The following is a 26,529-nucleotide window of genomic DNA, read 5'->3' on the forward strand; positions in this document are numbered from 1 at the left end:
ACAACACCGGACATCCCCCCAACGTCCGGTTAGCTGCCGAACGGCTTCGAGGACACCTAGCCGACTAGCCCAAGGGAGCCACGCTGTGCCGATTGTTGATACGCATCCGATCGGCCAGCGTGCCCCCTGGGGCTCCGGCACACACCACGCCTCGGTGGCCCCGGCGAAACGCCGCATCCTCGAGACGGCCAACCGGCTCTTCTACGACGACGGCATCCGCAGTGTGGGAATCGACCGTCTGATCAGCGAATCCGGCGTGACGAAGGCCACCTTCTACAAGCATTACGGGTCGAAAGACCGGCTCATCGTGGAGTACATCACCCAGCGACACAGCCTGGCTCAGGAGCAGGTGGAGGAGCTCATCCGCGAGAAGGGTGATCCGCAGTCGGCTCTTCGTGCCCTCATCGACCTGACCGTCGCCGATGTCATCTCCCCCGGTTTTCGCGGGTGCGCCTTCATCAACGCGGCGACGGAGTTCACCGACTCACGTCACGCCGTTCGCGTGATCGTCTCCGATCACCGTGAGTGGTACGCAGAGACGCTCAGCGACCTGCTCAAGCAGCTGGGACATCCGCTGCCCGGTGACGGTGGAGACGAACTCGTTCTCGCTCGCGACGGCGTGATGACCGGCGGCTACGCGGGAGACCCCATCGCCGCGACGACCGCCTACGTGCGGGTCGTCAACCGCGTTCTCGAACGCACCACGGCTTAGTCACGGCCGGTCGCCCCGGCGCTCGATCAGTCTGAGTGTGATCAGGCGCGGATCTGTCGCGTGCAGATTTGATCGGTGAAGGTTTGCCAGGTGCGAACCTCTCGAGCGCAAACGGGTCAGGCGGAGACCCTGTCGAGTGCAGCGACCTGGTGTCGGCCGAGCTGCACCTTCGCGGCAGCCACGAGCTCGAGCACCTGTTCCGGATGGCTCGCGCTCGCCACCGGGGCGACGATGCCGGGCTTCGAAAGCAACCACGCGAGAGCGATGGTCGCCACGCTGGACGATTGCTCCCGCGCGACCTGGTCGAGCACCGCGAGCACCCGTTGACCGCGCTTGGAGAGATGATTGGCCAGCTCGGTGCCGCGGTTGTTCTTGCCGAGATCGGCCTTGGTGCGGTACTTGCCGGTGAGGAATCCGCTCGCGAGAGCGAACCGGGGCATGACCGCGAGGCGTTGCTGGGACGCGACGCGCGCGAGGTCGCCCTCGAAACCTGTGCGGTGCATCAGGTTGTAGTGGTTCTGCACCGCGAGCATCGGAGCGACTCCGAGCTGCGCGGCGATCACCCGCGCTTCGACCAGACGGTTGCTCGAGTGGTCGGACGCGCCGAAGTGGCGCACTTTGCCCGCCCGGATCAGGTCGTCCACCGCGAGGAGCGTCTCTTCGAACGGCACCTCCGCGTCGTCGACATGCAGATAGAGCAGGTCGATGTAGTCGGTCTGAAGTCGCTCGAGTGACGCATTGACCGATCGGCTGATCGCCTTCGCTGTGACACCCGGATTGTCCGCGCTCTTGCCGACCTTCGTCGCGACGACGATGCCCGAACGAAGTCGGCGATCACGCATCCAGTTGCCGATCATGATCTCGCTTCGCCCGGCAGCATAGGAATCGGCAGTGTCGATGAAGTTGCCGCCGTGATCGAAATAGGTATCGAGGATGTCGTTGGTGGCGCCGCCGTCAGCGGTCCACCCGAAGACGTTGCCGCCGATCGCGAGCGGGAAGACTCTCAGTGCGGACTGCCCCAGCGGCCGCCGGATCGGCAGGGACACCTCGAGTGTCGGGAGATCTGCCGATGTGGCCGGTGCCGATGTGGCCGGTGCCGATGTTATCGGTGACGATGTGGCCGGGACTGACGGGACCGAGTCGGGCGGCAATAGCTGCACCATGACCATCCCTTGAACTCTCTCTCGCCTCACGTTCGCGACATCGGACGCAGGAGCACCGCGCGCGGATTCGAACGACGCCCCCGTGATCTCGACAATAGATGTCGATGGTGACAAATCAAGGTCGACGGTGTTAAATCTGGCCCGCGTCGGCCGAATTGTTACCTGCTCGAGACCGGATGTGCCCGCCTGTGAATTCACTCGATGGACATCTGTTTTTCGGGTCGCCCACTGGTGGCACCGAGGTGCGATGTCTACATTCGAATCGTGCAGGAGCCAACCACTCCTGAGTAGCCTCCGTCCACAGCGTACGGTGGTGACGACACAGTCTCGCCAGGACTCAAACCGGCGACAGAAGGGCCGTCTCCGCCGTCACTATCGGCGGGCGGCCCTTCGCCAATGGAAAGGACACCACAATGACGAACGACCCCAACTGGCGACTGCCCGAGGTGCCGAGCTTCGTGCTCGAGAGCTCCGATTTCGCAGAGGGCGACAGATTGCCCGAGTGGGTGCGAGGCGACAGCGGCAACCGCTCGCCATCCCTCCGCTGGAGTGGCGCTCCCGACAGCACGAAGAGCTATGCGCTCACCGTCTACGACCCCGACGCGCCCACCGGGAGCGGATTCTGGCACTGGGCCGTGCGCGACATCCCGGCCTCGACCACCGAACTCGCCGCGGGTGGCTCCCTGCCGCAGCAGGCCGTCGTGATGGCCAATGAACTCGGCGCAGAGGAGTTCACCGGCGCCGCTCCCCCGCCCGGGGACGGTGAGCACCGATATTTCTTCACGGTGAGCGCCCTGGATGTCGAGCACCTCGACATCCCCGCCGGCGCGACGCCCGCGGTGCTGGGGTTCATGCTGCGCGGCCACATCGTCGGCCGGGCGCAGCTGATGGGCACGGCGGAGACCCCCGCCGACTGACTCCGGAGGTCCAGCAGCTCGCACCTCGACGGTCTCGGAATCCGTCATCCCCGTGCGTGACTCCTGCACTTCAGGTCGGGTCCAGCGTTGGGGAGCTTTTCCGACGGTCGCGGCTCGATGCTGCAGGAGTTACGCAGGTCGGCTGGGCGCGCGTTCCCCGCGGCTGGGCACGCGTTTCAGACCTACACCCTCACCGACTCGGGAATCGTTGCGACGTGGCGCCGCTGCAGCCCGCATCGGCTCCCGAGTGGATGGTGAGGGCGAGAGAATGGGCGGCCCAGCCCTCGGCGAACACTGGCGCCAGCCCAGTGCCGGTGCTGTTTACTGGTCAGCATGCGACGTGTGCTGGTGTTGGGCGGTACGGCATGGCTCGGGCGAGAAATCGCTCGGAAAGCCAGTTCGAGTGGCGCTGAGGTGTCCTGCTTCGCCCGCGGTAGATCCGGCGCTGTGCCGGAAGGGGTCCGGTTCATCCGGGCCGACCGGAGCGCCCCGGGTGCCTACGACCGACTCGACGGGGAGTGGGACGAGGTCATTGAACTGTCGTATGAACCGGACCTCGTCGAGTCCGCACTCCACGCGCTCGCCCACCGTGCGCGGCACTGGACCCTGATATCGACTGTGTCGGTATATCGGCGCAACGACGAGCCCGGAGCGGATGAGATGGCCGAGCTGGTCGACCCCACCGACCTCACCGAATACGCCGATGCGAAGGTCGCCGCGGAACGTGCCACGACGGCCCGGGTGTGTGAGAAGCTGCTCATCGTGCGGCCTGGACTGATCGCGGGCCCCGGAGACCCGAGCGACCGCTTCGGGTACTGGATGGCCCGGCTGAGCCGCGGAGGTCGAGCCCTCGTTCCGGCCGCTACGGGCCGTTTCGTGCAGGCAATCGACGTCGACGATCTGGCCGCCTGGATCGTGACCGCCGGTCACAACCGGGTGGTCGGCACTGTGAACGCTGTCGGCCAGAGCCATTCACTGGCCGGGTTCCTGTCCGAGGCGACAGATATCGTGGGATTCACCGGCCGATTCGCGACCATCGATGATGCCCGACTGCTCGCCCAGGACGTGCGGTACTGGTCTGGACCACGGTCCCTGCCCCTGTGGCTGCCCCTCTCCGACTCCGGCTTCGCCACGCGCAGCAACGCCGCCTTCTTGGCGGCCGGTGGCGCCATCCGTCCGCTCGGAGAGACGATCTCCCGGGTGCTGGATGACGAAATGGTTCGAGGGCTCGATCGCCCACGACGCGCTGGGCTCACTCTGGACGAAGAGATCGAGATTCTGGGGCTCGCTGGGTAGCAGTCGCTGCCTGAGGCGGGGAGTAGCTCTCGGTCCGAGTAGCACAGACGAGAAAAGCCCGCCCCGACAGTGATGTCGGGGCGGGCTTCGGTCTCGATACGGCCGCGGACGGCCTACTCGACCAGCGAGGGGCTAGACCTCGGTCGATCCACCCTCGGACGAGGTGTCGACGTTTTCGGCGCCGGCATCGCTGCCCTGGGTGTCTGCGGCCTCGGCTTCGTCAGCCTCGACCGGAGCGAGCGACAGCTTTCCGCGGTCGTCGATCTTGGTGATCTCCACCTGGATCTTCTGGCCGACCGCGAGCACGTCTTCGACGTTCTCGACGCGCTTTCCACCGGCGAGCTTGCGGACTTCGCTGATGTGCAGCAGTCCGTCCTTGCCGGGGGTGAGCGACACGAAGGCGCCGAAGGTCGCGATCTTGACGACGGTTCCGAGGAACCGCTCGCCGACCTCGGGGTTCAGCGGGTTCGCGATGGCGTTGACCGCCGCGCGAGCCGCCTCGGCGGAAGGACCATCGACAGCGCCGATGTAGACGGTTCCGTCATCCTCGATCGAGATGTCGGCTCCGGTGTCATCCTGGATCTGGTTGATCGTCTTGCCCTTCGGGCCGATCAGCTCGCCGATCTTGTCGATCGGGATCTGCACCGAGATCACGCGGGGCGCGGTCGGGGCCATCTCGTCCGGGGCGTCGATCGCCGCGTTCAGCACGGAGAGGATCGCGGTGCGAGCCTCCTTGGCCTGCTTCAGCGCGCCATCGAGCACGGATGACGGGAGTCCGGCGAGCTTGGTGTCGAGCTGGATCGCGGTGATGAACTCGCTCGTTCCGGCCACCTTGAAGTCCATGTCGCCGAGAGCGTCTTCCGCACCGAGGATGTCGGTGAGAGCCGCGTAGCGGGTCTGGCCGTCGACCTCGTCGGAGACGAGTCCCATCGCGATACCGGCGACCGGTGCGCGCAGCGGCACTCCGGCGTTCAGCAGCGACAGAGTCGAGGCGCAGACCGAGCCCATGGAGGTGGAGCCGTTGGACGACAGCGCCTCGGAGACCTGGCGGATCGCGTAGGGGAACTCCTCGCGGGGCGGCAGCACCGGCACGAGGGCGCGCTCGGCGAGGAAGCCGTGCCCGATCTCGCGACGCTTCGGCGACCCGACGCGGCCGGTCTCACCGGTCGAGTAGGGCGGGAAGTTGTAGTGGTGCAGGTAACGCTTCTTCTTCACCGGGGCGAGGGAGTCGATCTGCTGCTCCATCTTGAGCATGTTCAGCGTGGTGACACCCAGGATCTGGGTCTCGCCGCGCTGGAAGATCGCCGAACCGTGAACGCGCGGGATGACCTGCACCTCGGCGTCAAGGGCACGGATGTCCGAGAGGCCACGGCCGTCGATGCGCACACCGTCGGTGAGGATGCGGCCGCGGACGATCTTCTTGGTGACCGACTTGTAGGCGGCTCCGACCTGGCCGCGAGCGGACTCGGGAAGGTTGCCGGACTCGATGAGACCGTCGACGTGACCCTTTGCGCGGTCCTTGAGGGCGTCATCCGCGTTCTGCCGCTCGACCTTGTCGGCGATCTGGTAGATGCCCTTGAGCTCGTCGTAGGTGAATCCGGCGACGGCGTCGTAGGTGGCCTGCTCGTAGGGCGGGAAGACCGGGTAGTCCGCGATCGGCTTCGCAGCCTGTGCGGCCAGCTCGAGCTGCGCCTTGATGAGCTGCTTGAGGAAGGGCTTCGATGCCTCGAGGCCCTGGGCCACGACGGTCTCGTCCGGCTTGATGGCTCCACCCTTGATGAGGTCCCAGCTGCCTTCTGTGGCTTCGGCTTCGACCATCATGATCGCGACGTCTTCGTTACCGTCGTTGTCCGTGGTGAGACGGCCGGCGACGGTGAGGTCGAAGACGGCCTCTTCGAGCTGCGAATACTTGGGGAAGGCGACCCACTGGTCTGCCCCATTCGAGCCGGGGATGAGGGCGAGGCGGATGCCCGCGACCGGTCCGTAGAACGGCAGGCCGGAGATCTGGGTCGACGCGGAGGCCGCGTTGATCGCCAGGGCGTCGTAGAACTCGTCCGGCGCGATGGCGAGGACGGTGATCACGATCTGGACCTCGTTGCGCAGGCCTTCGACGAAGGTCGGACGCAGCGGGCGGTCGATCAGGCGGCAGACGAGGATGGCCTCGGTCGACGGACGTCCTTCACGACGGAAGAACGAGCCGGGGATCTTGCCGGCAGCGTAGGAACGCTCTTCGACATCCACCGTGAGCGGGAAGAAGTCGAAGCCGTCGCGGGGGTGCTTGCCCGCCGAGGTGGCGGACAGGATCATGGTTTCTTCATCGAGGTACGCGGCGACGGCACCCTGTGCCTGCTGCGCGAGGCGACCGGTCTCGAAACGGACCGTCCGCGTGCCGAACTTGCCATTATCGATGACGGTTTCGGCGAATTTGATTTCTGGACCCTCCATAGGGGGGTGTCTCCTTTGTTTTATGTCGTAACCCCGTGTGGGTCGCGACTCATCGGGGAGCAGGAGTCTCAGCAGAAAGGGGCGCACGACATAGTTGCGGCGCTTTGGCGATGGTGTCGTCTGCGGGTAGTCCACAGCGACACACAGCTCTGGCCAACAGTAGAAAAGCACTGAATCCGTCGAGACTCAGGAGTTCACCACTACTGACCAGCTTCGTGCCAGCCTGCTCCAGTGGCCGCCGGGCGACTGCCGCACGCGACAGACCGATCCAGACAACCTCGTATACCTTACCAGCCGCCCCTGTTCGCACCTAGGGCATGGCGGACTCCCGGCGCGGCGGATGCCCGCACAGCTGCCGCACCGGCGTAAATCCGCGGCGTGCGAAACTAGAGCGACGACAGGGCGGGGGCCACACTCGTGACCGACAGTGAGACACGAAGCACGGGGATGACGCCCGCGCAGCGAACCAGGCTCCGTTTCGGCGGACTGGCGCTCTCCGCACTCCTGATGCTGGCGACGGCCGGGTGCACAGCATCCCCTCCCCCGCTTCCCTCCCCGTCCGTCACCGCGGCCGCCCCGGGCATCCGTGACGCCGAGAGTTCGCTCACGAGTACTCAGGTCTTCGCTGGCGGCCTCTTCGTCGATCCGCACAATCACGCCAGCAGCGCGACCGCCCGGCTGAAGTCTTCCCGGGATGCGGATGCGGCAGCCATCGCGAAGATCAGCTCGCAGCCCACCGCGGTCTGGCTCGGCGACCAGTACAGTGCGGCCCAGCTCGGCCCCCTGCTCGCCGGCTACGTCTCCTCGGCGAAAACGGCCGGGCGCACCCTCGTCTTCGTGACCTACGCGATCCCGAATCGCGACTGTGGCGGACTCTCGGCCGGGGGGCTCTCCGCCAGCGCCTACGCCACCTGGAATCGCGCCATCGCCACCGCGCTGCGCGGTTCGAACGCCGTGATTCTGGTCGAACCCGACTCGCTTGCCATGCTCACCGAGAAGAAGTGCGCCGCCGAAGTCGGTTCCCGGCCCGCCGTGATCCGTAGTGCCGTGCACGACCTCGTGAATGCCGGGCTCACCGTCTACCTCGATGCGGGCAACTCGCACTGGGTGAAGACGGAGACGATGGCCGGCCTCCTCGAGGCGGCGGGCGTGGCCGATACCCGCGGGTTCTTCACCAACGTCTCCAACTTCTACCGGGTCGACCAGGAGCGCGCCTACGCGGAATCACTCTCCGCGCTCATCGGCAAGAAACACTTCGTCGTGGATGTCTCCCGCAACGGCAACGGGTGGAAGGGCACCTGGTGCAACCCCTCCGGTGCCGCGCTCGGCCAGGATCCCCACGTGAGTGCCGGCACGACGAGTCTCGACGCGCTGCTCTGGGTGAAGCATCCGGGCGACAGCGACGGCACGTGCAACGGCGGCCCGAAGGCCGGAGTGTGGTGGGAGCAGTATGCGCTCGACCTGGTGCGGAACGGCTCGGGCGGCTAGCGGCGGTCAGGCGCGCTGGGTGCGCAGTCGCCGGGCTTTCGCCTGGGTGAGCACCAGGGCGACGAGCACGCCAACGACCGTGCCGAGGCTGTTGGCCACGAGGTCGCGCACGTCGCTGACCCGGCCGGGGATGAATCGCTGCGCGAACTCGATGGCGACGGTGAGCAGGACTCCGCTGATCACGCTCATGAACCAGAGCCGGCGCCCGAACAACAGGACGAAGAAGATGCCGATCGGCACGAACATCGCGACGTTTGCGAGGAACTCAACGCGGTCGTAGGTGAGCCAGCGGGTCGAGTCGTGGTTGGAAAAGAAGCGCAGGGCCCTCCAGAGCCAGTAGCCGTTGCCCGTGTTGATGGGCTGCGGGCCGAGCGTGATCCATCCGACGATCGCGAGGTACGCAACGGTCGCGAGACTGAGGATGGGGTGACGTCGGAACATCGGTTCATCATGCCCGGCGATCCTGAGCGTTCGGCCGTTCTGGGCGTCCGACTGCAAGCGCGAGTGAGGCGGGGGCGGGACCCTCAGTTCCTGATCCAGCCCGGGCTGGAGGGGCAGCGCTGCAGGATGTCGCGATCTCCGGGCCGCGCAGTGACGAACGAGACTCCGAGATAGGGGTTCCAGCGTTTCGCCGTGTAGAACGTCGAGATGAATCGCGCGCGAGTGGGCGCATCCGAGACGGCATGGCCGGAGAGACTGAGGCAGGGTTGCAGGAATCCCACGTAGTAGTCCCACAGCGCGCCGAGCTGCGAATCGCTCAGGAACGAGTCGTAGAGATCTCGCCTGGGGTATTCGACAGTGCAGGTGAAGAGCGCGATGTCCTGGTTCTCGAGCTGGGCGGTCGTCAACACCGTGGCGGAGCGATCCACCCCGATCGTGCCATCCGCGGAGACCGACACCCCGGTCGCACCCTGCCGCCTGAGGCAGGCGCGCAGCACCGCCGCGAGGTTCCCTCCTTCCTGGATCTGCAGGATGGACACCTCGGGCCGCACGGCACCGGGATACCGGTCGGCGATGGTCCTCCAGTACCGGTCGAAACCCTGCTGGAGGCGCTCGGTGCGCTGAGCGGTCGTGAGGGGCACGACCGCCGGCGGCGAGGCACACGAGGACACCGTCAGCGCGACACACACGGCGATGGCGACGGCAAGCTTCCGAGCGGATGCCGGGAGCCTGTGCATGCCCGAAATTCTCGCACCGTGGGCTGGGAGTGATAACGCGGGTCGATCCGAATCGGATCAGGGCGCGGACGCGGCCTCCGGGAACCCACCCGAGCCGGGACTCGCCCGCCATCCCGCGGCGATCAGCCCGGCGTGTGGGCGGCGGGAAGGGTATCCGTGAGGTCCAGCCAGGCGGGAAGCGGAGGGCACCGCTTCTCGAGGTAGGCGACGGTGTCGGCGCGAGGTTTGGACGCGAGCACCTCAGCGAAGGGACTCCACGCGGCCAGCGCGGCGGAGAGGTAATAGGCCGGCCCTCCGTCGGGCGGTGCAGACGACCGCGCGCCGGCGGCAAGGAGACACGGCCTCACGATCTTGCGCTGGTAGTCGAACAGCGCTGCACGGGAACTTCCGCTGAGGTAGGACACCACCTCCGACTCGCTCGGAGCGCTCGACTCGCAGACGTACCGCACCGAATTGAACTCGAGCAGCGACTGGCCGAGACTCGAGTTGTAGCGAAAGCCGTTGTCGCTGGGAGATGCCGGCACTCCGCTCTCCCGCATACAGCCGAAGAACACCGCAGAATGATCGTTGTCGGGAACCGGGCGCACGGTGGGCACCTCCGGTCGCAGTGCATCGGGGTAGTCCCTGACCACATCCGCCCAGTGCGCATCGAGGATGGCCTGGCGGATCTGCTGCCTCCGTTGGGGGCCGAGTGGATCGGTGGGCGGCGCCGCCGCGCATCCCGCGAGCATGAGAGCGGTGAGCCCGGCCGCGATGACGGCGACTGTGCGGCGACCCATCGGCGTCACGGCTCCAGGTTGAGCCAGGACGGCGTCGGCGGGCACCGGCGCTGGAGGTAGGCGAGGGTCGTGGTGGGCATACTGCTCGTCCAGATGACCTGGTACGGGTTCCAACCGGCCAGACCGGCGAGGCCCTCCGCCGCAGATCTGTCGGGTGAGGCCGGCGAAGGGGCCCCCGCCGTGAGCAGGCAGGGGCGCACCACCTGCAGGTAGTAGTCGTAGAGAGCCACCGATTGTGCGGGGGTGAAATACGACGCGACCTGCGATTCAGAGGGATGCGCCCCTTCGCACCCGTAGTACCGCACCGCCACCTCGAGCGGGGTCTGGCCCGCGCTGCCGAAGGTAGGAACGCCGTTGGTGACGTAGGCCACGATTCCGCTGGATTTCAGGCACGCGACCATGGCTGCCGGCCAGTCGTGGTCGGGAACTGTCGGCGCCATCGTCACTTTCGGGCGGATGGCCTCGGGGTACTCCGCGGCGACCTGAGACCACTTCGCGTCGAGGATCGTGGTGCGGATGCTGGCGCGCTGCCGATCCGTCAGCGGAGCGGCACCCGAATCACCGTCCGTCGGCGCGCACCCGCTGAGTGCGGCGGCGGCCACGAGCACCGCAGCAGTCAGCGCAACCGGGCGGAGTCGGACCATGGCGTGAGTGTGCCAGCGCAATCTGGTGATTGGTCGGGCGACCGAATCGCGCCTTATCACTCGGCCACGTCCAACCAGGCGGGCCGCGAGGGACAGAGCTGCTCGAGGAAGGCAAGCCGTGAGGCCGGAACGGGGCTGCTCCAGGCCAGCCGATAGGGGTTCCAGCTGGTGCGCGCGTCGACTCCCCTCAGATACACCGACAGGGAGGGAGGAGGCTCCGACGGCACGCCCGAGAGCAACAGGCAGGGTCGCACCGTTCCGACGAGGTAGTGGAAAAGTGCTTCGAGCCGATCGCGGTCGAGGTACCGCATGACATCGTCGACCCGGGGATAGCGGGAACTGCAGAGGTAGGTGCCGATGGCGAAGTCCTCGGTGGATCGCCCTGCGGTGCTGCCGAACTGGAAATAGCGTCCGTCGACGTAGACGGTGAACCCGGCCGCGCGCAAGCAGCCCACCATCGATCCCGGCCAACTGCCGTCATCCGTCGTGTAGACGACGTTCACCTCTGGACGAGTCGCGAACGGGAACCGCGCGGTCACGAGCTTCCAATTCTGCGCCAGCAGTTTCTCGCGGATGACTGATCGCTCTGCCGGCGTGAGCTCGGCCACGGCCGCGGACGGTGAACAGCCGGAGAGGATGCCGAAGGCGACCACGACCACGGCGACACAGCGCATGACGCGGCCGCTGCCGCGCCCCTCGGTGAGCGCCGATGCCCGACCGCTTCTCGAAGAGATGGCCATGAACTATTTTCCCACGACAATTTTCGAAGTGGAGCAAACCGAAACCGCGAGAGCCACGAATCACTTGTAGAAAGAGGGCAGAAGTCATCGGGGGATTATTTCTGTTCGTTCACTGGGGGGAAATACAAGAAGGCCGGACGGGGTGGGACCCGATCCGGCCTTCTTTATGCCTCGGCGGGGTCAGCGCGTCTGGCCGTCAGCGCGTCTGGCCGATGAGCAGATCGACGCGCCATCCGTTCTTCGTCTTCTGCACGGATGCCGGGATGCGCGCCTTCTTGCCCGCACGGTCGAGGCGACCGAGAGCCTCGTCGATCACAGGTTCCAGCCCGCGAGGGATCGTGCCGACCACACCGGTCACCCGGGAGCCCGAGAAGAGTCGGATGTCCATCGGAGCATCGGTGCGCTCTTCCTCGATGCTCCGGCGCGAAATGGCGGTCTCGAGCTCAGACTCACCACTGTCGACGATGCGCTGAATCTCTTCCTGGCACGGGGCGCTGTTCGCGAGGCGCACGGTCGTGCGAGCGTTGCTGGGAAGCAGGTCGTATTTGTAGTCGTCGAAGGAGCCAGAGCCACGATCATCCTTGGGGAGGGACCGGTCGACGGGCGCACGATTCCAGAAAGCCATGCGTGAATGCTATCGAGCATCGGCTGGGATGCGACTCCGACGGAGCCGCCGGGTCAGCTCACCCAGCGGTACTCGAATTCCGGTCGACCCGGGGCGCCGTATCTCGGTGTGCGAGTGGCTCGCTGTTCGTCGGCGAGGTGCTCGAGATAGCGCCGGGCCGTGACCCGGGAGAGGTCGAGCGCGGCCGCTGCCTGCACCGCCGACACCGGCACCTGGGCTTCCTTCAGATAGCCGATGACGACCGCAAGGGTGGATGCCGCGAGGCCTTTGGGCAGGGAGGCGGGAGCCGAAGGCCGAAGGGAGGCGAGCATCCCGTCGATGTCCGCTTGAGTGGTCGACGAGCCGGAGAATTCGAGCTGGCGGCGATAGGCGAGGTAGGACTGGAGGCGATCACGGAAGACGGCGAAGGAGAACGGTTTGATCAGGTACTGCACGATGCCGACGTTGATGGCCGTGCGCACCACATCCGTCTCCCGCACGGCGGTGATGGCGATGATGTCGACCGCGATACCCGACGACCGGATGCGACGGGCGAGTTCGAGGCCGTGGCCGTCGGGCAGGTTCATGTCGAGGAGCACGAGGTCGATTCCGCCGTGATCCTCGGGCGCGCGGATCGCCGCCTGGGCCGCCGCCGCGGTGCGCGCGATGCCCGCAAGCTCGAAGCCCTCGAGCCGACCGAGATACTCGGCGTGCGCCTCGGCGGTGAGCGGGTCGTCTTCCACGACCAGGGTGCGGATCACCGGGCCACCGCGCCGACGGTCGGCCACTCGGCCACGAACCGGGTGCCCTCCGCGCCGGTGGACTCCATCGAGACGCGGCCGCCGCGGCGGGAGAGGATGTCTCGGACGACAGCGAGACCGAACCCCCGACCGGACAGGTCAGCCGGTTTGGTGGTGAACCCGCGGGTGAAGATCTTCCCGACGGATTCCGGATCGATGCCGCCACCGCTGTCGGTCACCACGAGTTCGAAGACGCCGCGGTCGGTATCGGTGGCGAGACGCACCCAGACCGTCGGGGTGGCGCTGCCGCTCGCGGCATCCACGGCGTTGTCCACGAGGTTGCCGACGACCGATACCAGTTCGGACGTCGTGAGGACGGATGCCGCGAGCTCGTCTTCCAGTGCCAGGCGAAGTTGCACGCCGCGCTCTGCAGCCTGGGCGACCTTGCCGAGGAGCAAGGCGGCGAGCGCCGGCTCGGAGGAGGCGCCGACCATATCGTCGGCGAGGGACTGGCTGGTCTCGGTCTCCTGGGCGATCAACTCGATAGCCTCCCGGGTGCGGCCGAGCTCGATGAGCGACACGACGGTGTGCAGGCGATTGGCGTACTCGTGGGTCTGGGAGCGCAGCGCTTCACTGAGGGTGCGCACTGATTCGAGCTCTCCCGAGAGCCGCTGCACTTCGGTGAGGTCACGGAGTGTGGTGAGGCTTCCGAGCGGAGCACCTGGGCGGGAGCCCGTGGGGCTCGCCGGCTCCTGATTGACGAGGAGCACCCGATCCCCGGCGAGATGCGACTCTTCCACGATGCGATCCCGGCTCTCGATCAGGGCCGCGATCGTGGGCGGCAATCCGAGCTCCGACACCGTCGATGGGGGTCGATCGTTCACGCTCGGCGGGAGGCCGAGCAGGTCAGCCGCCTCGTCGTTGTAGAGCACCACCCGTCCCCGGTCATCGGTGAGGATCAGGCCCTCCCGCACCGAGTGCAGCACTGATTCGTAATAACCCACCATTCGAGACAGCTCCCCTGGTCGCATCGATCCGGTCACCCGGCTGAGCGATCGGCGAGCGATGAATGCGCCGGCGGTGCCGAGGGCGACCAGCAGCACCGCCGCGCCGATCACGAAGGGAATGCGCGGAGCGAGCGAGGCGAGGACCCTCTGCACGGTGACACCGGCCGAGACGATGGCGATCACCCTTCCCCCCTGCATGACGGGTACGACCGCCCGCACCGAGGGACCGAGAGTGCCGGTATAGGTCTCGGTGAGACTCTTACCCTCGAGCGCCCTGTCGATCGTGCCGAGGAATCGACCGCCGATCTGCGAACGGTCGGGGTGCGTGTAGCGGATGCCGGAGGTATCCATGATCGTCACGAAGTCGACCCCGGTCGAGCCCACGATGCGGAGCGCATAGGGCTCCAGCTTCGCTGAAGGGTCGGGAGACTGAACCTCGGCGATGACGAAAGGGTCACGGGCGAGCGTCGTGGAGATGCCGAGGCTGAGCCGCGCCGCGGTGTCGTCAGCGGACTGGCGGGACACCAGCCAGAGGGCGAGCGTGAGGCATCCGCTCAGCACGATCACGGCGACCAGCTGCACCGCGAAGACCCTGCTCGCGATGCTCCACCGTTCTTCTGGTCGTGCCATGAATCCCACCCTCCTCGTGATCAGTATGACCACAAGTAGTGCCGCCGCGCTCGATCGAACAGGCTGCTGGCACGCCTCATCCGTAGGCCGGGCACAATGACGTTCCGAGACAAAGGACACCCCATGGCAGTGACGCCGGGCACGACAAAGCGCGGGATGCTTCGCCGCATCGACCGCAACCACTACCTCTACATCGCGGTGATCGTGGCGGTGGCCGCGGGTGCGATCCTCGGGCTCGCCGCCCCCGAATTCGCCAAGACCCTCGACCCGGTCGGCAAGGGGTTCGTCGCGCTGATCAAGATGATGATCGCCCCGGTGATCTTCTGCACGATCGTGATCGGCGTCGGGTCGATCGCGAAGGCGGCGACCGTCGGCAAGATCGGTGGACTCGCGATCGGCTACTTCCTGATCATGTCCACCTTCGCGCTCGGGATCGGGCTGGTGGTCGGCAACCTGCTCCACCCCGGAACCGGGCTCAACATCGCCACCTCGACCTACCAGGCCGTCGGCGAGCCGGTCAGCGGCACGGACTTCATCCTCGGCATCATTCCGGCGACCCTCTTCTCGTCGTTCACCTCCGGCAGCATTCTCCAGGTGCTGCTCGTCGCACTGCTCGTCGGCTTTGCGCTCCAGGGCCTCGGGGAGAAGGGCACCAGCATCCTGGAAGCGGTGAAGAAGCTGCAGGCGCTGGTGTTCCGCATCCTGAGCATGGTGCTCTGGCTCGCCCCGATCGGCGCATTCGGAGCGATCGCCGCGGTGGTCGGCAACACCGGCGCGGGCGCACTGCTCAGCCTCGCGACGCTGCTCGTCGGGTTCTACATCACCTGTGCGGTCTTCATCATCGTGATCCTCGGCACCCTGCTGCGGCTGGTCACCGGGGTGAACATCTTCAGCCTGATGAAGTACCTCGGCCGCGAATACCTGCTCATCGTTGGTACCTCATCGTCAGAGGCTGCACTGCCCCGCCTCATCTCCAAGATGGAACACCTCGGTGTGTCCAAGTCGGTGGTGGGCATCACGGTGCCCACCGGCTATTCATTCAACCTCGACGGCACAGCGATCTATCTCACGATGGCCTCGCTCTTCATCGCCAACGCGATGGGCAAGCCCTTGGAGATCGGGGCGCAGATCGGCCTTCTCGCCTTCATGATCATCGCCTCGAAGGGCGCCGCCGGCGTCACCGGTGCGGGACTGGCGACCCTGGCTGGTGGGCTTCAGACCTACCGACCGGACCTGGTCAACGGGGTGGGAGTGATCGTGGGCATCGACCGCTTCATGTCCGAAGCCCGTGCGGTGACGAACTTCACCGGGAACGCGGTGGCCACTCTCCTCATCGGCCGCTGGACCCGCCAGATCGATAAAGCCCAGGTGCGTGCCGTCTTGTCTGGTGAGCGCCCGTACCAGGAGTCGATGCTGGCGGAGACTGACGGCCACGGAACGGACACCGTGCCGACGACCGCGGCGATCACCGTGATCGTCGAGGGCCCCGAACGCGAGTCGGTGAAGACCCGCTGACAGAAAGAAGAGGCCGACCCCGTGGGGACGGCCTCTTCTGTCGATCAAGCGGGTCTAGGCGGCGCGGTCCGAGACATAGCTGCTGACCTGCCCGGCCGGGCGCTTCACCGGCATCGCCGATTCGCGCGGGGTGCCGAGCACCGAGGAATCCGGCACCTGGGCGTCTGCGTCGATACGCATTCCCCCGGCGATCCGCACATTCGCGCCGATGCGCGAGTGACTGCCGAGTCGCACATCGTTACCGACGACACTGTCGCGGCCGATATGCACGTTTTGTCCGATGAAGACGCGCTCACCGAGGATTACCCCCTGGTCGATCCAGCTGCCGGAGCCGATCGTGCCGCTGTCGCCGATGCGGGCATCCGCCTCGATGTAGGCCGTCGCCGCCACAAAGGTGCTCGGTTGTACTCGCGCTTTCGGTGAGACGAAACCACGACCGTTTGCATGGTGCTGGTATTTGAGAACGGTGCCGTTCTCGGCTTCTACTTCTTCGTTCACTCTTCCCATGGGCGACCTTTCTGTGCTGTTACTTAACTAGTAAACACAAAAAGGCATCGGATGATTCCTTCTAGCTGCTTCCCAGCCAACTGACAGCGAAGGGCGGCTTTGGAGCGGACGCGAACAGCGAAAAGCCCGCCCTGCGAACAGGACGGGCTTTCGACCAAGAAACGAAACTAGCGACGCAGTCCGAGACGCTCGATCAGCGTGCGGTAGCGCGAGATGTCGATGTCCTGCAGGTAGCCCAGCAGGCGACGACGCTGGCCAACGAGCAGCAGCAGGCCACGACGGGAGTGGTGGTCGTGCTTGTGCTCTTTCAGGTGCTCGGTGAGATCCTTGATGCGGGCGGTCAGCATCGCGACCTGCACCTCGGGGCTACCGGTATCACCAGGATGGGTGGCGTACTCGTCGATAATCGTCTTCTTGGCATCTGGTGCTAATGGCATAGATGGCCCCTCTCACTCGTTGCGCGGTGCCCGTCACTGAGTGTGCGAGCTCTCTTTATCCGCGGCCGTTGGACGGCAACCTTGCAAGTTTAGCACTCCGATGACACCCCATCACCGCCGAGCGGGCCTGATGTTCTCCCCGGCGCTCCTGGACAGGAGGAGTGCCTCCACCGTCGCGAGGGCCGTGAGAGCCGCGAGTACCGCGAAGGCGAACGCGAAACTGCCCGATCCGCTCGCGAAGGAGTCCCCCAGCCTCAGTGCCACTGCCCCGACGGCGATACCGAAGCCGGCGGCGACCTGTTGCAGCGTGGAAGCGAGGGTGTTCGCATCCGTCATCTCGACCCGCTCGACATCGGCGAAGGCGATCGTGTTGTAGGCGGTGAACCCGGTGGAGCGGGCCACTCCGCTGGCAGTGAGAAGCACAATCACGAGCCACAGTGGAGTCGCGTTCGACAGCAGCGCCATCAGGACCATGGTCAGGGCCGCCGCGGCACTGGCCGCCATGATCACCGCCCGGAATCCGAAGCGGCGGAGCAGTGCGCTCGTCGCCGGCTTGATCGCGATGTTGCCCACGAACACGAAGAGCACCAGCGCGCCAGAGAGTAGCGGCGAGTAGCCGAAGACATCCTGAAAGAGGAGCGGCAAAAGGAACGGCACCGCGTTCACGGTCAGTCGGAACAGCGATCCGCCCGCGTGGGCGAGGCGGAACGTCTCGATGCGCAGCGGCCGAAGGTCGAGCAGCGGATGCCGCGCGCGCAGCTGGTGCGCGATGGCGAGCCCGATCAGGCCGGCTCCGACCACCGCCCAGCCGATCGTCGCGAGCACACCGGGGTCACGCTCGGCCAGCAGCGATCCGAGGTAGACCAGCGAGCCCAGCCCGGTGCAGGTGAGCGCAAGGCCAAGCCAGTCCAGCGGTGGCGGAGTCTCTCGCTCCTCGGACGGAATCAGCCGCAGTGCCGCGACGAAGGCGACGATGCCGAGCGGCACGTTGATGAGGAAGATCCAGTGCCAGGTGGCGTAGGTCGTGATGATGCCGCCGGCGAGGGGTGCGACGACGGGCGCGACAAGTGCCGGCCAGGTGAGCAGCGCGATCGCGCGGATGAGATCGGCCCGGTCGGTGACGCGAAGCACGGCGAGGCGCCCGACCGGCACCATCATCGCTCCCCCGACACCCTGCAGCACCCTCATGACGGTGAGTTCGGGCAGGCTGGTGCTGAGCGCGCAGAGCACCGAGGCGAGGGTGAAGATCACGATCGCGGAGAGGAAGACCCGACGCGAACCGAGGCGCCGGGTGACCCATCCACTCAGCGGGATGAGGACGGCGAGCGTCAGCAGGTAGGCCGTGATCGTGATGCCGATCGCCACCGACGGCACTCCGAAGGACCGACCGATGCTCGGCGCCGCGGTGGTGAGGATCGTGCCGTCGAGGTTCTCCATGAAGAACGTGCCCGCCACCAGCAGAGCGATGTTCCTCTGCCGGTTGTGCCCCATGACTCCCGAACCTAGCGCGTGGACGACGCCTACCCGTGCACCCGCACCAGTGCCTCGTTGTGTTTGAGGAAGCCGGGCTTCCACGGTGGGTCGTAACGCGCGAAGTAGAGGTTGCCTTCCGGCACCAGTCCGGCGCCCTCCACAGCAGCGAGCAACATCTCGCCGTTCTGCTCGAAACGGGCATCGGTCCATCCCCCGCCGAAACGGCGGGCGGCTACGCGGCTGGCCGGGACGGTGACCGTCGCGACGGCGGCATCCGTCGGCACGGGAACTGTCGACGGGTCGGTGCCCTCTGGCAGCACGAAACTCACGGTGTGGCTATGGTCGCCGAGCGGCTCCTGCGTCACGGGGGCCGTCATCGGGATGCGAAGGGCCTGGGCGTTCCGACCGCTGATGTAGCTGATCAGCGGGCGGAATCCGAGATTGCCGGCACGCAGGAAATCGCCATCCACGGTCACCTGCACGAGAACATGCTCGGGATAACGCCTCAGTTCGAACTCGTCGAAAGTGCGCTCGATCTCGAAGGGCTGCTGTTCGGTCATGGAATGAACCGTACGCCGCCCAGGGTGCGTGCGTCCTCCTCAGACTGCGGGAACGACCATGAACGAGAGCACCAGGCGCACGATCTCGGCGATGGCGACGGGCGTGATGAGGATGGCCGCCACCCCGAGGGTGAGCAACCACAGGCGGGAACGCTGGCGGGCGGCATCCACTTCGAGCCGGAGCAGTTCGAAGCGGGCGAGCTGATCGGAGGTGTCATCCACTGCCACCGGCTCCTGCTGCCAGGTGCTGCGCTCCTCGGCGAACATGGAGAAGTGGGCGACGGCGCGCTCCGACATCACCCGGGGACGTTTCAGCAGCCAGCGCAGGAGCGTGTTGCTGGACACGACGGCGACTCGCGGGCGCTTGCGGCCGGTCGCGATCGATGCCGGATTCACCACCACGATGAGCGGGGTCACGGTGACCGGGCGCCCGGTCACGCTGCTGAGCAGCCGGGCTGCCCTCTCGGCCTCATGTGCCGAGGTGCGCATGTGCTCCTGCTTGTAGCCGTTGACGAGGAACGTGCTGCCGCCGATCCAGATCTTCTTGCCCGAGTGGTTGTGGGTGGTGATCGTGAAGATGCCTGCGGGGCCGAGGACCACGTGGTCGATGTCGGGAGCGCCGGAGCCGACGGGCACAGAGTGCAGTACCGTCCACGCCTCGCCGAGCTGGGCGAGTGCGTTGGCGACTACGATTTCGCCGAGTGCGCCGCTGTACCAGCTGCGGGCATCCGGATGCAGTGGGTTGTTGCCGAGCGCCCGGGCGAGTCGCCCCCGCGCCGTCGCCGACTCCTGCCGCACGAGGCATTCCTGGAGCACGGCGTAGGCCGGGCCGCGCGCCCGCAGGTTCGGCTCGATGGACCAGGGGCCCGATTCCGCCGGGATGGATGATGCCGCAGATGACGGAGCGGCAGAAGCACCTGCCGCAGTCGTCGGAATCGCCGTAGTGTCCGGTTTGACGAGAAGCGGGTCGAAATCCACTCTCGTTTCCACGGCCGGCGCCGCGAGGTGTGCGGAGGCGTCGAAGGGTTCGCTGCCGAAAGCACCGCTGAGCGAGAATCCGGGGTGGATCGGACCGGTGGTGATGGGGCCGGAGAACGGGGACTCGTCGACCGGGGGCGAGAACGTGCCCGATGTGTCGGTCTTCAGCGCAGTCGCGGTGCGTTGTGTTCCGCCCGCATCCCTGTTGTCCATCGGCTCCCCCAAGCTCTGATGCTCTTCAGGCTAGACGCGACGCGAAAGGCTGTGCAGCCCCAGAACGGGCAGCCCCAGAAAGGGTGCCAGCGCCGCAGTCAGTGCGCTCAGCGCACCCGTGACAGCAGGCCGGAGCCGTTCGGCAGCGAACCCCACGTGGCGCGTTCTTCCGCGACCAGTGAAAGGGAGGCGACAGCGCTATCCGAGAGCGTTCGGGAACACTCGGAGAGCCACTGCGCCACCAGGTCAGCGGGCAGGGTGACGACGCGACGCGCAGGGTCGCCGCCGAACGACAGTGAGAGAGGGTCCATGACCGCGATGACCGGAGTCGCTCGAACGGACTGGCCCATGATTGCGCTCAGCCGAGCGGATGCCCGGTCGGCAGCGCGGCGAGCATCGCGCACCTGGTCGGTCGGCCGTCCATTCAGCCAGAGCATGTCTTCGTCGACCCAGACCTTCGCGCCACTTCGTGAGCGCGTGGTGATGAGGAAGATCCCTGCCGGCCCGACGACGACGAAGTCGGCATCGAGCTCGCCGAAGACATCGAATGCCCGGAGCACGGTGAACCGCTCGTCGAGCGACATCAGTTGGCGCCCGAGTTCGAACTCGGTGGGTGCCTCTGAGCGCCAACCCCGTGTGGTGTCCGGTGCGCCCCCGCGACCGAACAGACCACGGAAGCTGAACCCGGCGCGCTGCGCCGACTCGGTTGTGAGATCTTGCGCGCGACCGTGCCGCCTCGATTCGGCCCCTCTGCGCGCTACAAGATCTGTCACTGCTTCCCCCAGGTTTGGATGACCTCACGCTAACCGGGGGGCTCGAACGGTCGACAGTCCCCAGTAAAGGGCACGCCTGAACGGGGGTGGCTCTCGTGGCGTATTCCCGGCGGCGCATGTTCGGCCAGTGACACCGCGAACACGCAGCATTCGGCTCTACGCTTGCCGCATGCCTTCTGCCCGCCGTGCCCGTCCGGAGCCGATCTATCGCTCCGCGATCACGCTTGGGCGCGGTCTCTTCGGGTTCTGGCGTCTTCGCCGCCGTGAGAACGGGCTCGACAATCTTCCGGACACCGGCGGCGCCGTGCTGGCTATGACCCACTTCGGTTATCTCGAATTCGCGCTCATCGAGTGGGCGACCTGGATGCACAACCGGAGGCGCATCCGTTTTCTCGCCACCAAACGCGCATTCGACAAGCCCGGCATCGGTTGGCTGCTGCGGGGAATGCACCACATCCCGGTCGACATGGAACGCGGCGCGGAGGCCTATGCCGAGGCCGTTGCCGCGCTGCGGGCCGGCGAACTCATCGGGGTGTTTCCCGAGGCGGGGGTCAGTGCATCATTCGAGGTGCGCGAGCTCAAGACCGGCGCCGTACGGCTCGCCGCCGAGGCCGGAGTGCCGGTGATCCCGGTCGCCGTCTGGGGCGGCCAGCGCCTGATGACCAAGAACCACCCAGTGGCTTTCCGGGAACGTTTCGGGGTCGAAATCTCCTTCGCCTTCGGTACGCCGATCACCGTCGGGTCCGGCGACGATACCCAGTCCGTCACGGAAGGCCTGCGGAAGACCATGCAGTCGATGGTGGATTCGCTGCAGTCCGACTATCCCGTCGACGGCGCGGGGCAGTGGTGGCAGCCGCGATCCCGGGGAGGCACCGCACCGACGCCCGCCGAAGCCGCGGCATCCGATGCCGAACGCGCACGGAGGCGGGAACAGGCAAGACCGACCGCTACAGGTGCACCATGATCCAGGCCAGCAGGTAGGAGCGGCTGTTGCCGTCGTCGATGCGGTCCTCGTTGAGCACCGACGTCGCCTCGAGAGCGGATGCCGCGGCATCCGGCCCCTCGAGTGCCCGGTACATCAGCAGGAAGTCACCGAAGACCACGTCGTAGCCGTTGGGCACGGAGTCGGCCAGATTCGCGGCGATTCGCCCCGGGTCGCCGCCCAGATAGTCGGCCACGGGGCTCATCGGCAACACCACGATGCCCAGCTTCGTGCTCGGATCGGCGCTGAAGAAGGTGGCGTAGTCGCGCTTGCCTCCCCAGACGAGTGATGTGACGGTGTGGTCGAAACCCCGGTAGACACTCGCATCGAGGGGGAAATCGGTCCAGTAGGCCTTGGAGGAGGCGACCTCGGCCGACAGCATCCACCGGGCTTCGGTCTCGAGCGCGGACTGCGAGCTGGCGGCGGCCCAGAGCGCCAGGCCGTTCCAGGCGGAGACGGCCTCAGAGCTGGACTCCTGATTGTTGCCGTCACCGAAGATCGAGGTTCCGCTCGCCCAGGAGTGGCCCGCATAGGCGTCGAACACCCGCTGCACGGGGAAGTAGCTGCTCTTCGCCGTGGTGGCGAGGTCTGCGGCGAGGAGGTTGATGACGGGAGCCCAGCGGGCGGCGAGTTCTGGATTGTCGGCCGCGAGCACTCCGGCCGCGTAGAAGAAGTATCCGTAGTGGAAGTGGTGATCGTTGAACTCGTCGGAGCCGAACGAGGGCTGCAGGCCGACGATCCCCTTCGCCGAGGCGTCGTAGACGAAGCAGTGGGAGTCTCGGGTGCTGCAGCCCTTCGGGTCGGTCCAGTCGTCGATGGCGGCGACGAGCTTCGTCGTGATGGCGGCGGCCGCATCATCCGCCCCCACCTGTTTGGCGATCTCGAGCAGATTGACCAGGCGGTAGAGCCACTTGCCGCCGTAGTAGGTGTCGGCTGGTTCGTCACGGGTCGAGACGACGTCCGCGGTCACCTGGGCGGCCAGCCTGGCCTTCTGCGATGCACTGAGCTTCGAGAGGTCGAGCGAGCCGCGCGGAGCGATGGCGGGAGTCATCCAGCCGAGGGTCGTGACAGTGCATGCGCTGAGCGTTCCATAGATGCTCGGATAGGTGCCGGCGGCGCAGGAGGTGCCCGGGGCGAGGGCCGCGGCCTGGTGGGGCATCGCGGCAACGATCGTCGGGGCATCGCCGACCGTGGCATAAGAGAGGGCCGTGGTGGCCTTCGAGCCGCCCGATGCCCACGTCAGCGTCGTGCCGGTGACCGGATGCCGGGCCGCGGTGACGAAGTCGGCCACCGATCCGCCCGTCGACAGAACGAACCAGGTCGCCGACTGCCCGTGGGAGAGCCGCAGCGATCCGCCCCCCTCGGCGAGGGCCCCCGCGGAGACCAGACCGTAGGTGACTCCCCCGATCTCGGTCGTCCAGGCACCGGTTCCCGCGGCCTTCGTGAACGGCTGCCCGAACGTGACCGACATCGTCTTCTCCGCGGTGAAGCTCACGAACGGTGAGCCCTCCGCGATGACGGTATGCCCGAGTCGGGTACTTCCGTCTCGCTGCTCGATGGTGACGGATGCGGTGTCGTAGGCCGTGACGACCTGGGAGTCGGCGCCGAGGTCGGCGCTGATGATCGGCGCGAAGCCACCCGTGATGACGGCGGGCTGCGTCGAAACGGTGGGGACCCCGAAGGCGAAGCCTCCCGCGGAGAGCTGGAATCCCAGGGGAAGCGGGAAGACGGGCATCGACGGGGTGCCGAAGACCAGCCCGCTGAACCAGCGATTGGTCGGCGGCAGGAGTCCCGCGTCCAGACGCGCGTGCGGGAGAGCCTTCATCGTGCGCTCGGGCACCGCGGCGACGAGGGGCGCGATACTCGAGGTGGGAAAGACCGTGGAGCTCGGTCCCGTCGGAACAGCCGACGATGTCGACGACGGACCCGTCGGTGTGCATCCGCTCACCAGCGCCGCCATGGCGAGGAGGGCGGCGACGAACCCCACAGCTGCGGAGCCCCTGGCTCTCATGCCCGGTTCCCGCCGGCCCGACCGGTCAGAGTCCGATCTTGTGGATGAAGGCGAAGAAGCCGTCGCTGACCCCCGAGAGGATCCCGTCGTCACGCAGGGCGAGAGAGGCCGACACCGGCGTGCCCCGTTTCACGAGCCCGTTGTAGGCGCCATCCACGAGTCCATCGCTCGACACCTTCACCGTGGTCTGGGCATCACCCTGCACGGTCTCGACATCGATGGACTCGACGGTGCCCTCGATGACGGTCTGATTGGGCAGCAGGATCTTGACCGCGGCGCCGTCTTCCACCCGCGAATACTCGCGACCCGTGAGCCGGAATTCGGCGGTGACGAAGAGGGAGCCCGCCCGGTCGATGGTCGCGAGCACCTGGCCGGCTTGCACGAAGGATCCGGCTTCCGTCGTCACCTCCGCCACCGTTCCCGCAACGGCCGCCGTGAGCGTGATGATGCCGTCATCGGTCACCGTGTAGGTGATGGTCTCGGGTTTGAGCAGCCCTTTGGCCAGGTCGGCCTGCAGGGAGGGACTCTGCAGGGTGAAGAGCGTCTCGCCCTTCGTGACCCGGTCTCCGTCTTTCACGAGGCTCGTGATGACGGTGCCGCCGTAGTCGATGCCGACGGGATAGCGCTCGGCTTCGAGGGAGGCGGACGTGCTGGTGGTCTGGGACTGCCGCTGGTTGAACACCAGGGTGAGGCCGGCGGCGATGACGAGCACACCGATGATTCCGGTGAAGAGTTTGAGACGGCTGGCCCAGGTCATGCGGAGACCTCCTTCGGAGAGCGGATGGTCGTGTTGGCAGTCTCGACCCGGCGCGCGGCCCGAGCGGCCACCTTCGCCGATCGGCTCTCACCCATCGCGGCGATCACGAAGCTGCCGAGGATCACCGTGTTGGTGACGTTCCATGCCGTGGCGAGGGTGAGAAATCCGTTGTCGAGGTCGCGGTAGATCGCGACGACGGAGGTCAGGGCGAGAAAGATGAAGAAGAGCACCTGGGGGATCATGAAGTTGAACGGCGAGCTGACCTTGGTTCGGTCGCCGGTGGCGCTCCACTTCTGTTCCTTGCCGACGAGCACGTTCACCAACGCGGCGACATAGATCGGGAACGACGCTGTCGCGAGCATCAGGGTCTCCCAGCGGAAGGATCCCATCGTGTAGAACGCGAGCACGATCTGCATCACGTAGAAGCCGCTGTAGTAGAGCAACCAGGTGAAGACCGTGGTGGAGAGATTCATCGGCCTCAGGTCGAAGTAGATCTCGAGCGGCGGCACCAGCAGGAGCAGCAGTGGGCAGATCCCGGTGAGGTAGAAGGACGCCGTCACGAGGTACTGCAGTCGCTGGTCGAGGGTGAGCTTGCGGCCCCGGGCGAGCGGGTTGCGGCGGAACAGGATCTCGAAACCGCCGGTCGCCCACCGCAACTGCTGCTTCGTGTAGGCCTCGACCGTGTCGGGCGCATGGCCGACGGCGAGGGTCATGGGGATGAAGACCGTGTTCCAGCCCCGCTCGTGCAGCATGAGGGAGGTCCAGACGTCTTCGGACTTCGAGTCCGTGTAGAGGCCACCGACATCATCGATCGCAGTGCGGCGGAAGATCACGTTGGTGCCGACGCAGAATGCCGCATTGAAGCGGTTGCGGCCCGGCTGGATGAACCGGTAGAACACCGACTGCATATAGCCGGCGCCACGGGAGATCACGTTGTGCAGGTTGCCGTAGGTCTGCGGAGTCTGCACGAAGGCGACATTCGCATTCGCGAAGAAGGGCACGGTCTCGACGAGGAATTCGGGGTCGGCAACGAAGTCCGCATCGAAGATGGCGAAGAACTGGCCGGAACTGATGGCGAGGGCGTGGTTGACGTTTCCGGCCTTGGCTCCGCCGGAGGTGAGCCGCCGCACGTAGCGCGCACCGAGCGACTCGGCGAGATCCCGCACCTCATCGGATCGACCGTCGTCGAGCACCCAGGTCACGTGGGAGCCGCGGATGGCGAGAGCGGCCGTGACGGTTTCGCGGATGACCGCGAGTGGCTCGCCGTAGGTGGTGATGAAGACGTCGACCGAGACCCGTTCGCCGTCGAGGTACATGCGGCGGCGGTCGTAGACCCGCATGCTGCCCCGGCCGATGGGCTCGGCATCGTGGAAGAGCGCAGCCCTGGCATTGTGGAAGGCGAAGTCCCGGGGATCCTGCGACCCGGAGAGGATGGTCCACATGGAGAGCAGTGCCTGGGCGATGAGAATCGACTCGGCGAGGATCACCATCGAGTAGGGCAACCAGTCGCCCCGGCTCGCGGGGTTGAGCAGGAACCAGGCGTAAGCGAGGATGCCGACCGTCGCGATCAGGACGAGCATGACGAGCGACGGAGACTGCGACTTCGTCGTCTCGACGGAGCGTTCGACCGGTTCGGGTTCGACATAGTCCGGCGGCGCGACCAGGCGTTGACGAGGAGAATTGAGCGTTGTCATTGTGCACTCTTTCGGGTGAGGACTCATGAACTGCTGAAGTACGGGTGGGGCTGTGGGTATGGCCGAGCGCGACGCTGCAATCGTCGCCGGGAGCGCGAAAGAGAGGGCCTCTGACGCTGGCGGAAATCGCAACGGCGTCGTTGACGGCACACTGGCTTCACCGGGGTAGCGGTGAAGCCATGGGACGCGATACGGATCCGGACTAGGGACAGACAAGTCGTACGCGGTATATCGGGTATTGCAATTCAAGAATATCGGATGCCCCGTGCTTCTGCGACCACACGCC

At 66.4% G+C, this 26,529-nt stretch carries 25 protein-coding genes; 6 read left to right on the plus strand and 19 right to left on the minus strand.

What is annotated here, in order from left to right:
- Window positions 1-85: 85 nt before the first annotated feature.
- Window positions 86-712, plus strand: a complete 627-nt coding sequence (locus VLI63_RS09640; RefSeq protein ID WP_409156655.1) for a TetR/AcrR family transcriptional regulator — start codon at window positions 86-88, stop codon at window positions 710-712.
- A 116-nt stretch (window positions 713-828) separates the two neighbouring features.
- Here VLI63_RS09640 and VLI63_RS09645 read toward each other — a convergent pair whose 3' ends face one another.
- On the minus strand, window positions 829-1,758 hold the full coding sequence (locus VLI63_RS09645; RefSeq protein WP_409156656.1) for an aldo/keto reductase: 930 nt from the start codon (window positions 1,756-1,758) through the stop codon (window positions 829-831).
- 530 nt (window positions 1,759-2,288) lie between these two features.
- Here VLI63_RS09645 and VLI63_RS09650 point away from each other — a divergent pair.
- Together VLI63_RS09650 and VLI63_RS09655 are read left to right on the plus strand one after the other, a co-directional pair.
- The gene (locus tag VLI63_RS09650) at window positions 2,289-2,792 is read left to right on the plus strand and encodes a YbhB/YbcL family Raf kinase inhibitor-like protein (protein ID WP_409156657.1); all 504 of its coding nucleotides are present in this window, start codon (window positions 2,289-2,291) and stop codon (window positions 2,790-2,792) included.
- A gap of 333 nt (window positions 2,793-3,125) precedes the next feature.
- Window positions 3,126-4,088 (plus strand): NAD-dependent epimerase/dehydratase family protein, encoded by a 963-nt coding sequence (locus VLI63_RS09655; RefSeq protein ID WP_409156658.1) that lies wholly within the window; start codon window positions 3,126-3,128, stop codon window positions 4,086-4,088.
- A gap of 132 nt (window positions 4,089-4,220) precedes the next feature.
- Here VLI63_RS09655 and VLI63_RS09660 read toward each other — a convergent pair whose 3' ends face one another.
- The gene (locus VLI63_RS09660) at window positions 4,221-6,533 is read right to left on the minus strand and encodes a polyribonucleotide nucleotidyltransferase (RefSeq protein ID WP_409156659.1); all 2,313 of its coding nucleotides are present in this window, start codon (window positions 6,531-6,533) and stop codon (window positions 4,221-4,223) included.
- 447 nt (window positions 6,534-6,980) lie between these two features.
- Here VLI63_RS09660 and VLI63_RS09665 point away from each other — a divergent pair, with 447 nt between their 5' ends.
- A complete protein-coding gene (locus VLI63_RS09665; RefSeq protein WP_409156660.1) occupies window positions 6,981-8,021 on the plus strand; it encodes a glycoside hydrolase family 6 protein in 1,041 nt (346 codons plus the stop codon).
- 6 nt (window positions 8,022-8,027) lie between these two features.
- On the opposite strand, the gene VLI63_RS09670 is transcribed toward VLI63_RS09665, so the two are convergent.
- The 8 genes from VLI63_RS09670 to VLI63_RS09705 all read right to left on the minus strand — a co-directional run bounded on the left by VLI63_RS09670 (window position 8,028) and on the right by VLI63_RS09705 (window position 14,343).
- Window positions 8,028-8,462 (minus strand): VanZ family protein, encoded by a 435-nt coding sequence (locus VLI63_RS09670; RefSeq protein WP_409156661.1) that lies wholly within the window; start codon window positions 8,460-8,462, stop codon window positions 8,028-8,030.
- Between the two features lie 83 nt (window positions 8,463-8,545).
- The gene (locus VLI63_RS09675; RefSeq protein ID WP_409156662.1) at window positions 8,546-9,199 is read right to left on the minus strand and encodes a hypothetical protein; all 654 of its coding nucleotides are present in this window, start codon (window positions 9,197-9,199) and stop codon (window positions 8,546-8,548) included.
- Window positions 9,200-9,321: 122 nt separating this feature from the next.
- A complete protein-coding gene (locus VLI63_RS09680; RefSeq protein WP_409156663.1) occupies window positions 9,322-9,987 on the minus strand; it encodes a hypothetical protein in 666 nt (221 codons plus the stop codon).
- Window positions 9,984-10,622 carry a hypothetical protein gene (locus VLI63_RS09685; protein WP_409156664.1) on the minus strand — a complete coding sequence of 213 codons (639 nt, stop codon included), beginning with the start codon at window positions 10,620-10,622 and terminating at the stop codon, window positions 9,984-9,986. Before VLI63_RS09685 ends, VLI63_RS09680 begins: the two co-directional genes overlap by 4 nt.
- 56 nt (window positions 10,623-10,678) lie before the next feature.
- Window positions 10,679-11,362, minus strand: coding sequence for a hypothetical protein (locus VLI63_RS09690; RefSeq protein WP_409156665.1), 684 nt, complete (start codon window positions 11,360-11,362; stop codon window positions 10,679-10,681).
- Window positions 11,363-11,558: 196 nt separating this feature from the next.
- Window positions 11,559-11,987, minus strand: a complete 429-nt coding sequence (locus VLI63_RS09695; protein WP_409156666.1) for a hypothetical protein — start codon at window positions 11,985-11,987, stop codon at window positions 11,559-11,561.
- 53 nt (window positions 11,988-12,040) lie between these two features.
- On the minus strand, window positions 12,041-12,727 hold the full coding sequence (locus VLI63_RS09700) for a response regulator (RefSeq protein WP_409156667.1): 687 nt from the start codon (window positions 12,725-12,727) through the stop codon (window positions 12,041-12,043).
- Window positions 12,724-14,343, minus strand: coding sequence for an ATP-binding protein (locus tag VLI63_RS09705; RefSeq protein WP_409156668.1), 1,620 nt, complete (start codon window positions 14,341-14,343; stop codon window positions 12,724-12,726). The genes VLI63_RS09700 and VLI63_RS09705 overlap by 4 nt, the downstream gene beginning before the upstream one ends.
- Window positions 14,344-14,466: 123 nt before the next feature.
- Here VLI63_RS09705 and VLI63_RS09710 point away from each other — a divergent pair, with 123 nt between their 5' ends.
- Window positions 14,467-15,858: a cation:dicarboxylate symporter family transporter gene (locus VLI63_RS09710; RefSeq protein ID WP_409156669.1), complete on the plus strand. Its 1,392-nt coding sequence runs from the start codon at window positions 14,467-14,469 to the stop codon at window positions 15,856-15,858.
- Window positions 15,859-15,912: 54 nt separating this feature from the next.
- Here the strand turns inward: VLI63_RS09710 and VLI63_RS09715 are convergent, their stop codons facing one another.
- From VLI63_RS09715 to VLI63_RS09740, 6 genes are all read right to left on the minus strand, one after another.
- Window positions 15,913-16,356 (minus strand): hypothetical protein, encoded by a 444-nt coding sequence (locus VLI63_RS09715; protein WP_409156670.1) that lies wholly within the window; start codon window positions 16,354-16,356, stop codon window positions 15,913-15,915.
- 176 nt (window positions 16,357-16,532) lie between these two features.
- Window positions 16,533-16,802, minus strand: coding sequence for a 30S ribosomal protein S15 (gene rpsO / locus VLI63_RS09720; RefSeq protein WP_147783080.1), 270 nt, complete (start codon window positions 16,800-16,802; stop codon window positions 16,533-16,535).
- A 111-nt stretch (window positions 16,803-16,913) separates the two neighbouring features.
- Complete coding sequence (locus VLI63_RS09725) at window positions 16,914-18,293, minus strand: MFS transporter (RefSeq protein WP_409156671.1); 1,380 nt, start codon at window positions 18,291-18,293, stop codon at window positions 16,914-16,916.
- A 29-nt stretch (window positions 18,294-18,322) separates the two neighbouring features.
- Window positions 18,323-18,835, minus strand: coding sequence for an SOUL family heme-binding protein (locus tag VLI63_RS09730; protein ID WP_409156672.1), 513 nt, complete (start codon window positions 18,833-18,835; stop codon window positions 18,323-18,325).
- Window positions 18,836-18,874: 39 nt separating this feature from the next.
- Window positions 18,875-20,026: a nuclease-related domain-containing protein gene (locus VLI63_RS09735; RefSeq protein WP_409156673.1), complete on the minus strand. Its 1,152-nt coding sequence runs from the start codon at window positions 20,024-20,026 to the stop codon at window positions 18,875-18,877.
- A 107-nt stretch (window positions 20,027-20,133) separates the two neighbouring features.
- The gene (locus VLI63_RS09740) at window positions 20,134-20,799 is read right to left on the minus strand and encodes an NERD domain-containing protein (RefSeq protein ID WP_409156674.1); all 666 of its coding nucleotides are present in this window, start codon (window positions 20,797-20,799) and stop codon (window positions 20,134-20,136) included.
- A 169-nt stretch (window positions 20,800-20,968) separates the two neighbouring features.
- On the opposite strand from VLI63_RS09740, the gene VLI63_RS09745 reads away from it, so the two are divergent.
- Window positions 20,969-21,763: a lysophospholipid acyltransferase family protein gene (locus VLI63_RS09745; RefSeq protein WP_409156675.1), complete on the plus strand. Its 795-nt coding sequence runs from the start codon at window positions 20,969-20,971 to the stop codon at window positions 21,761-21,763.
- Here the strand turns inward: VLI63_RS09745 and VLI63_RS09750 are convergent.
- From VLI63_RS09750 to VLI63_RS09760, 3 genes are read right to left on the minus strand one after another with little or no spacing between them, the layout of a single operon-like run.
- On the minus strand, window positions 21,747-23,792 hold the full coding sequence (locus tag VLI63_RS09750) for a glycosyl hydrolase (RefSeq protein WP_409156676.1): 2,046 nt from the start codon (window positions 23,790-23,792) through the stop codon (window positions 21,747-21,749). The genes VLI63_RS09745 and VLI63_RS09750 overlap by 17 nt on opposite strands.
- A 25-nt stretch (window positions 23,793-23,817) precedes the next feature.
- On the minus strand, window positions 23,818-24,549 hold the full coding sequence (locus VLI63_RS09755; protein ID WP_409156677.1) for an HlyD family efflux transporter periplasmic adaptor subunit: 732 nt from the start codon (window positions 24,547-24,549) through the stop codon (window positions 23,818-23,820).
- The gene (locus VLI63_RS09760) at window positions 24,546-26,243 is read right to left on the minus strand and encodes a glycosyltransferase (RefSeq protein WP_409156678.1); all 1,698 of its coding nucleotides are present in this window, start codon (window positions 26,241-26,243) and stop codon (window positions 24,546-24,548) included. The genes VLI63_RS09755 and VLI63_RS09760 overlap by 4 nt, the downstream gene beginning before the upstream one ends.
- Window positions 26,244-26,529: the final 286 nt, after the last annotated feature.

The sequence above is a fragment of the Lacisediminihabitans sp. H27-G8 genome, from assembly GCF_046156175.1.
Lineage (GTDB): Bacteria > Actinomycetota > Actinomycetes > Actinomycetales > Microbacteriaceae > Lacisediminihabitans.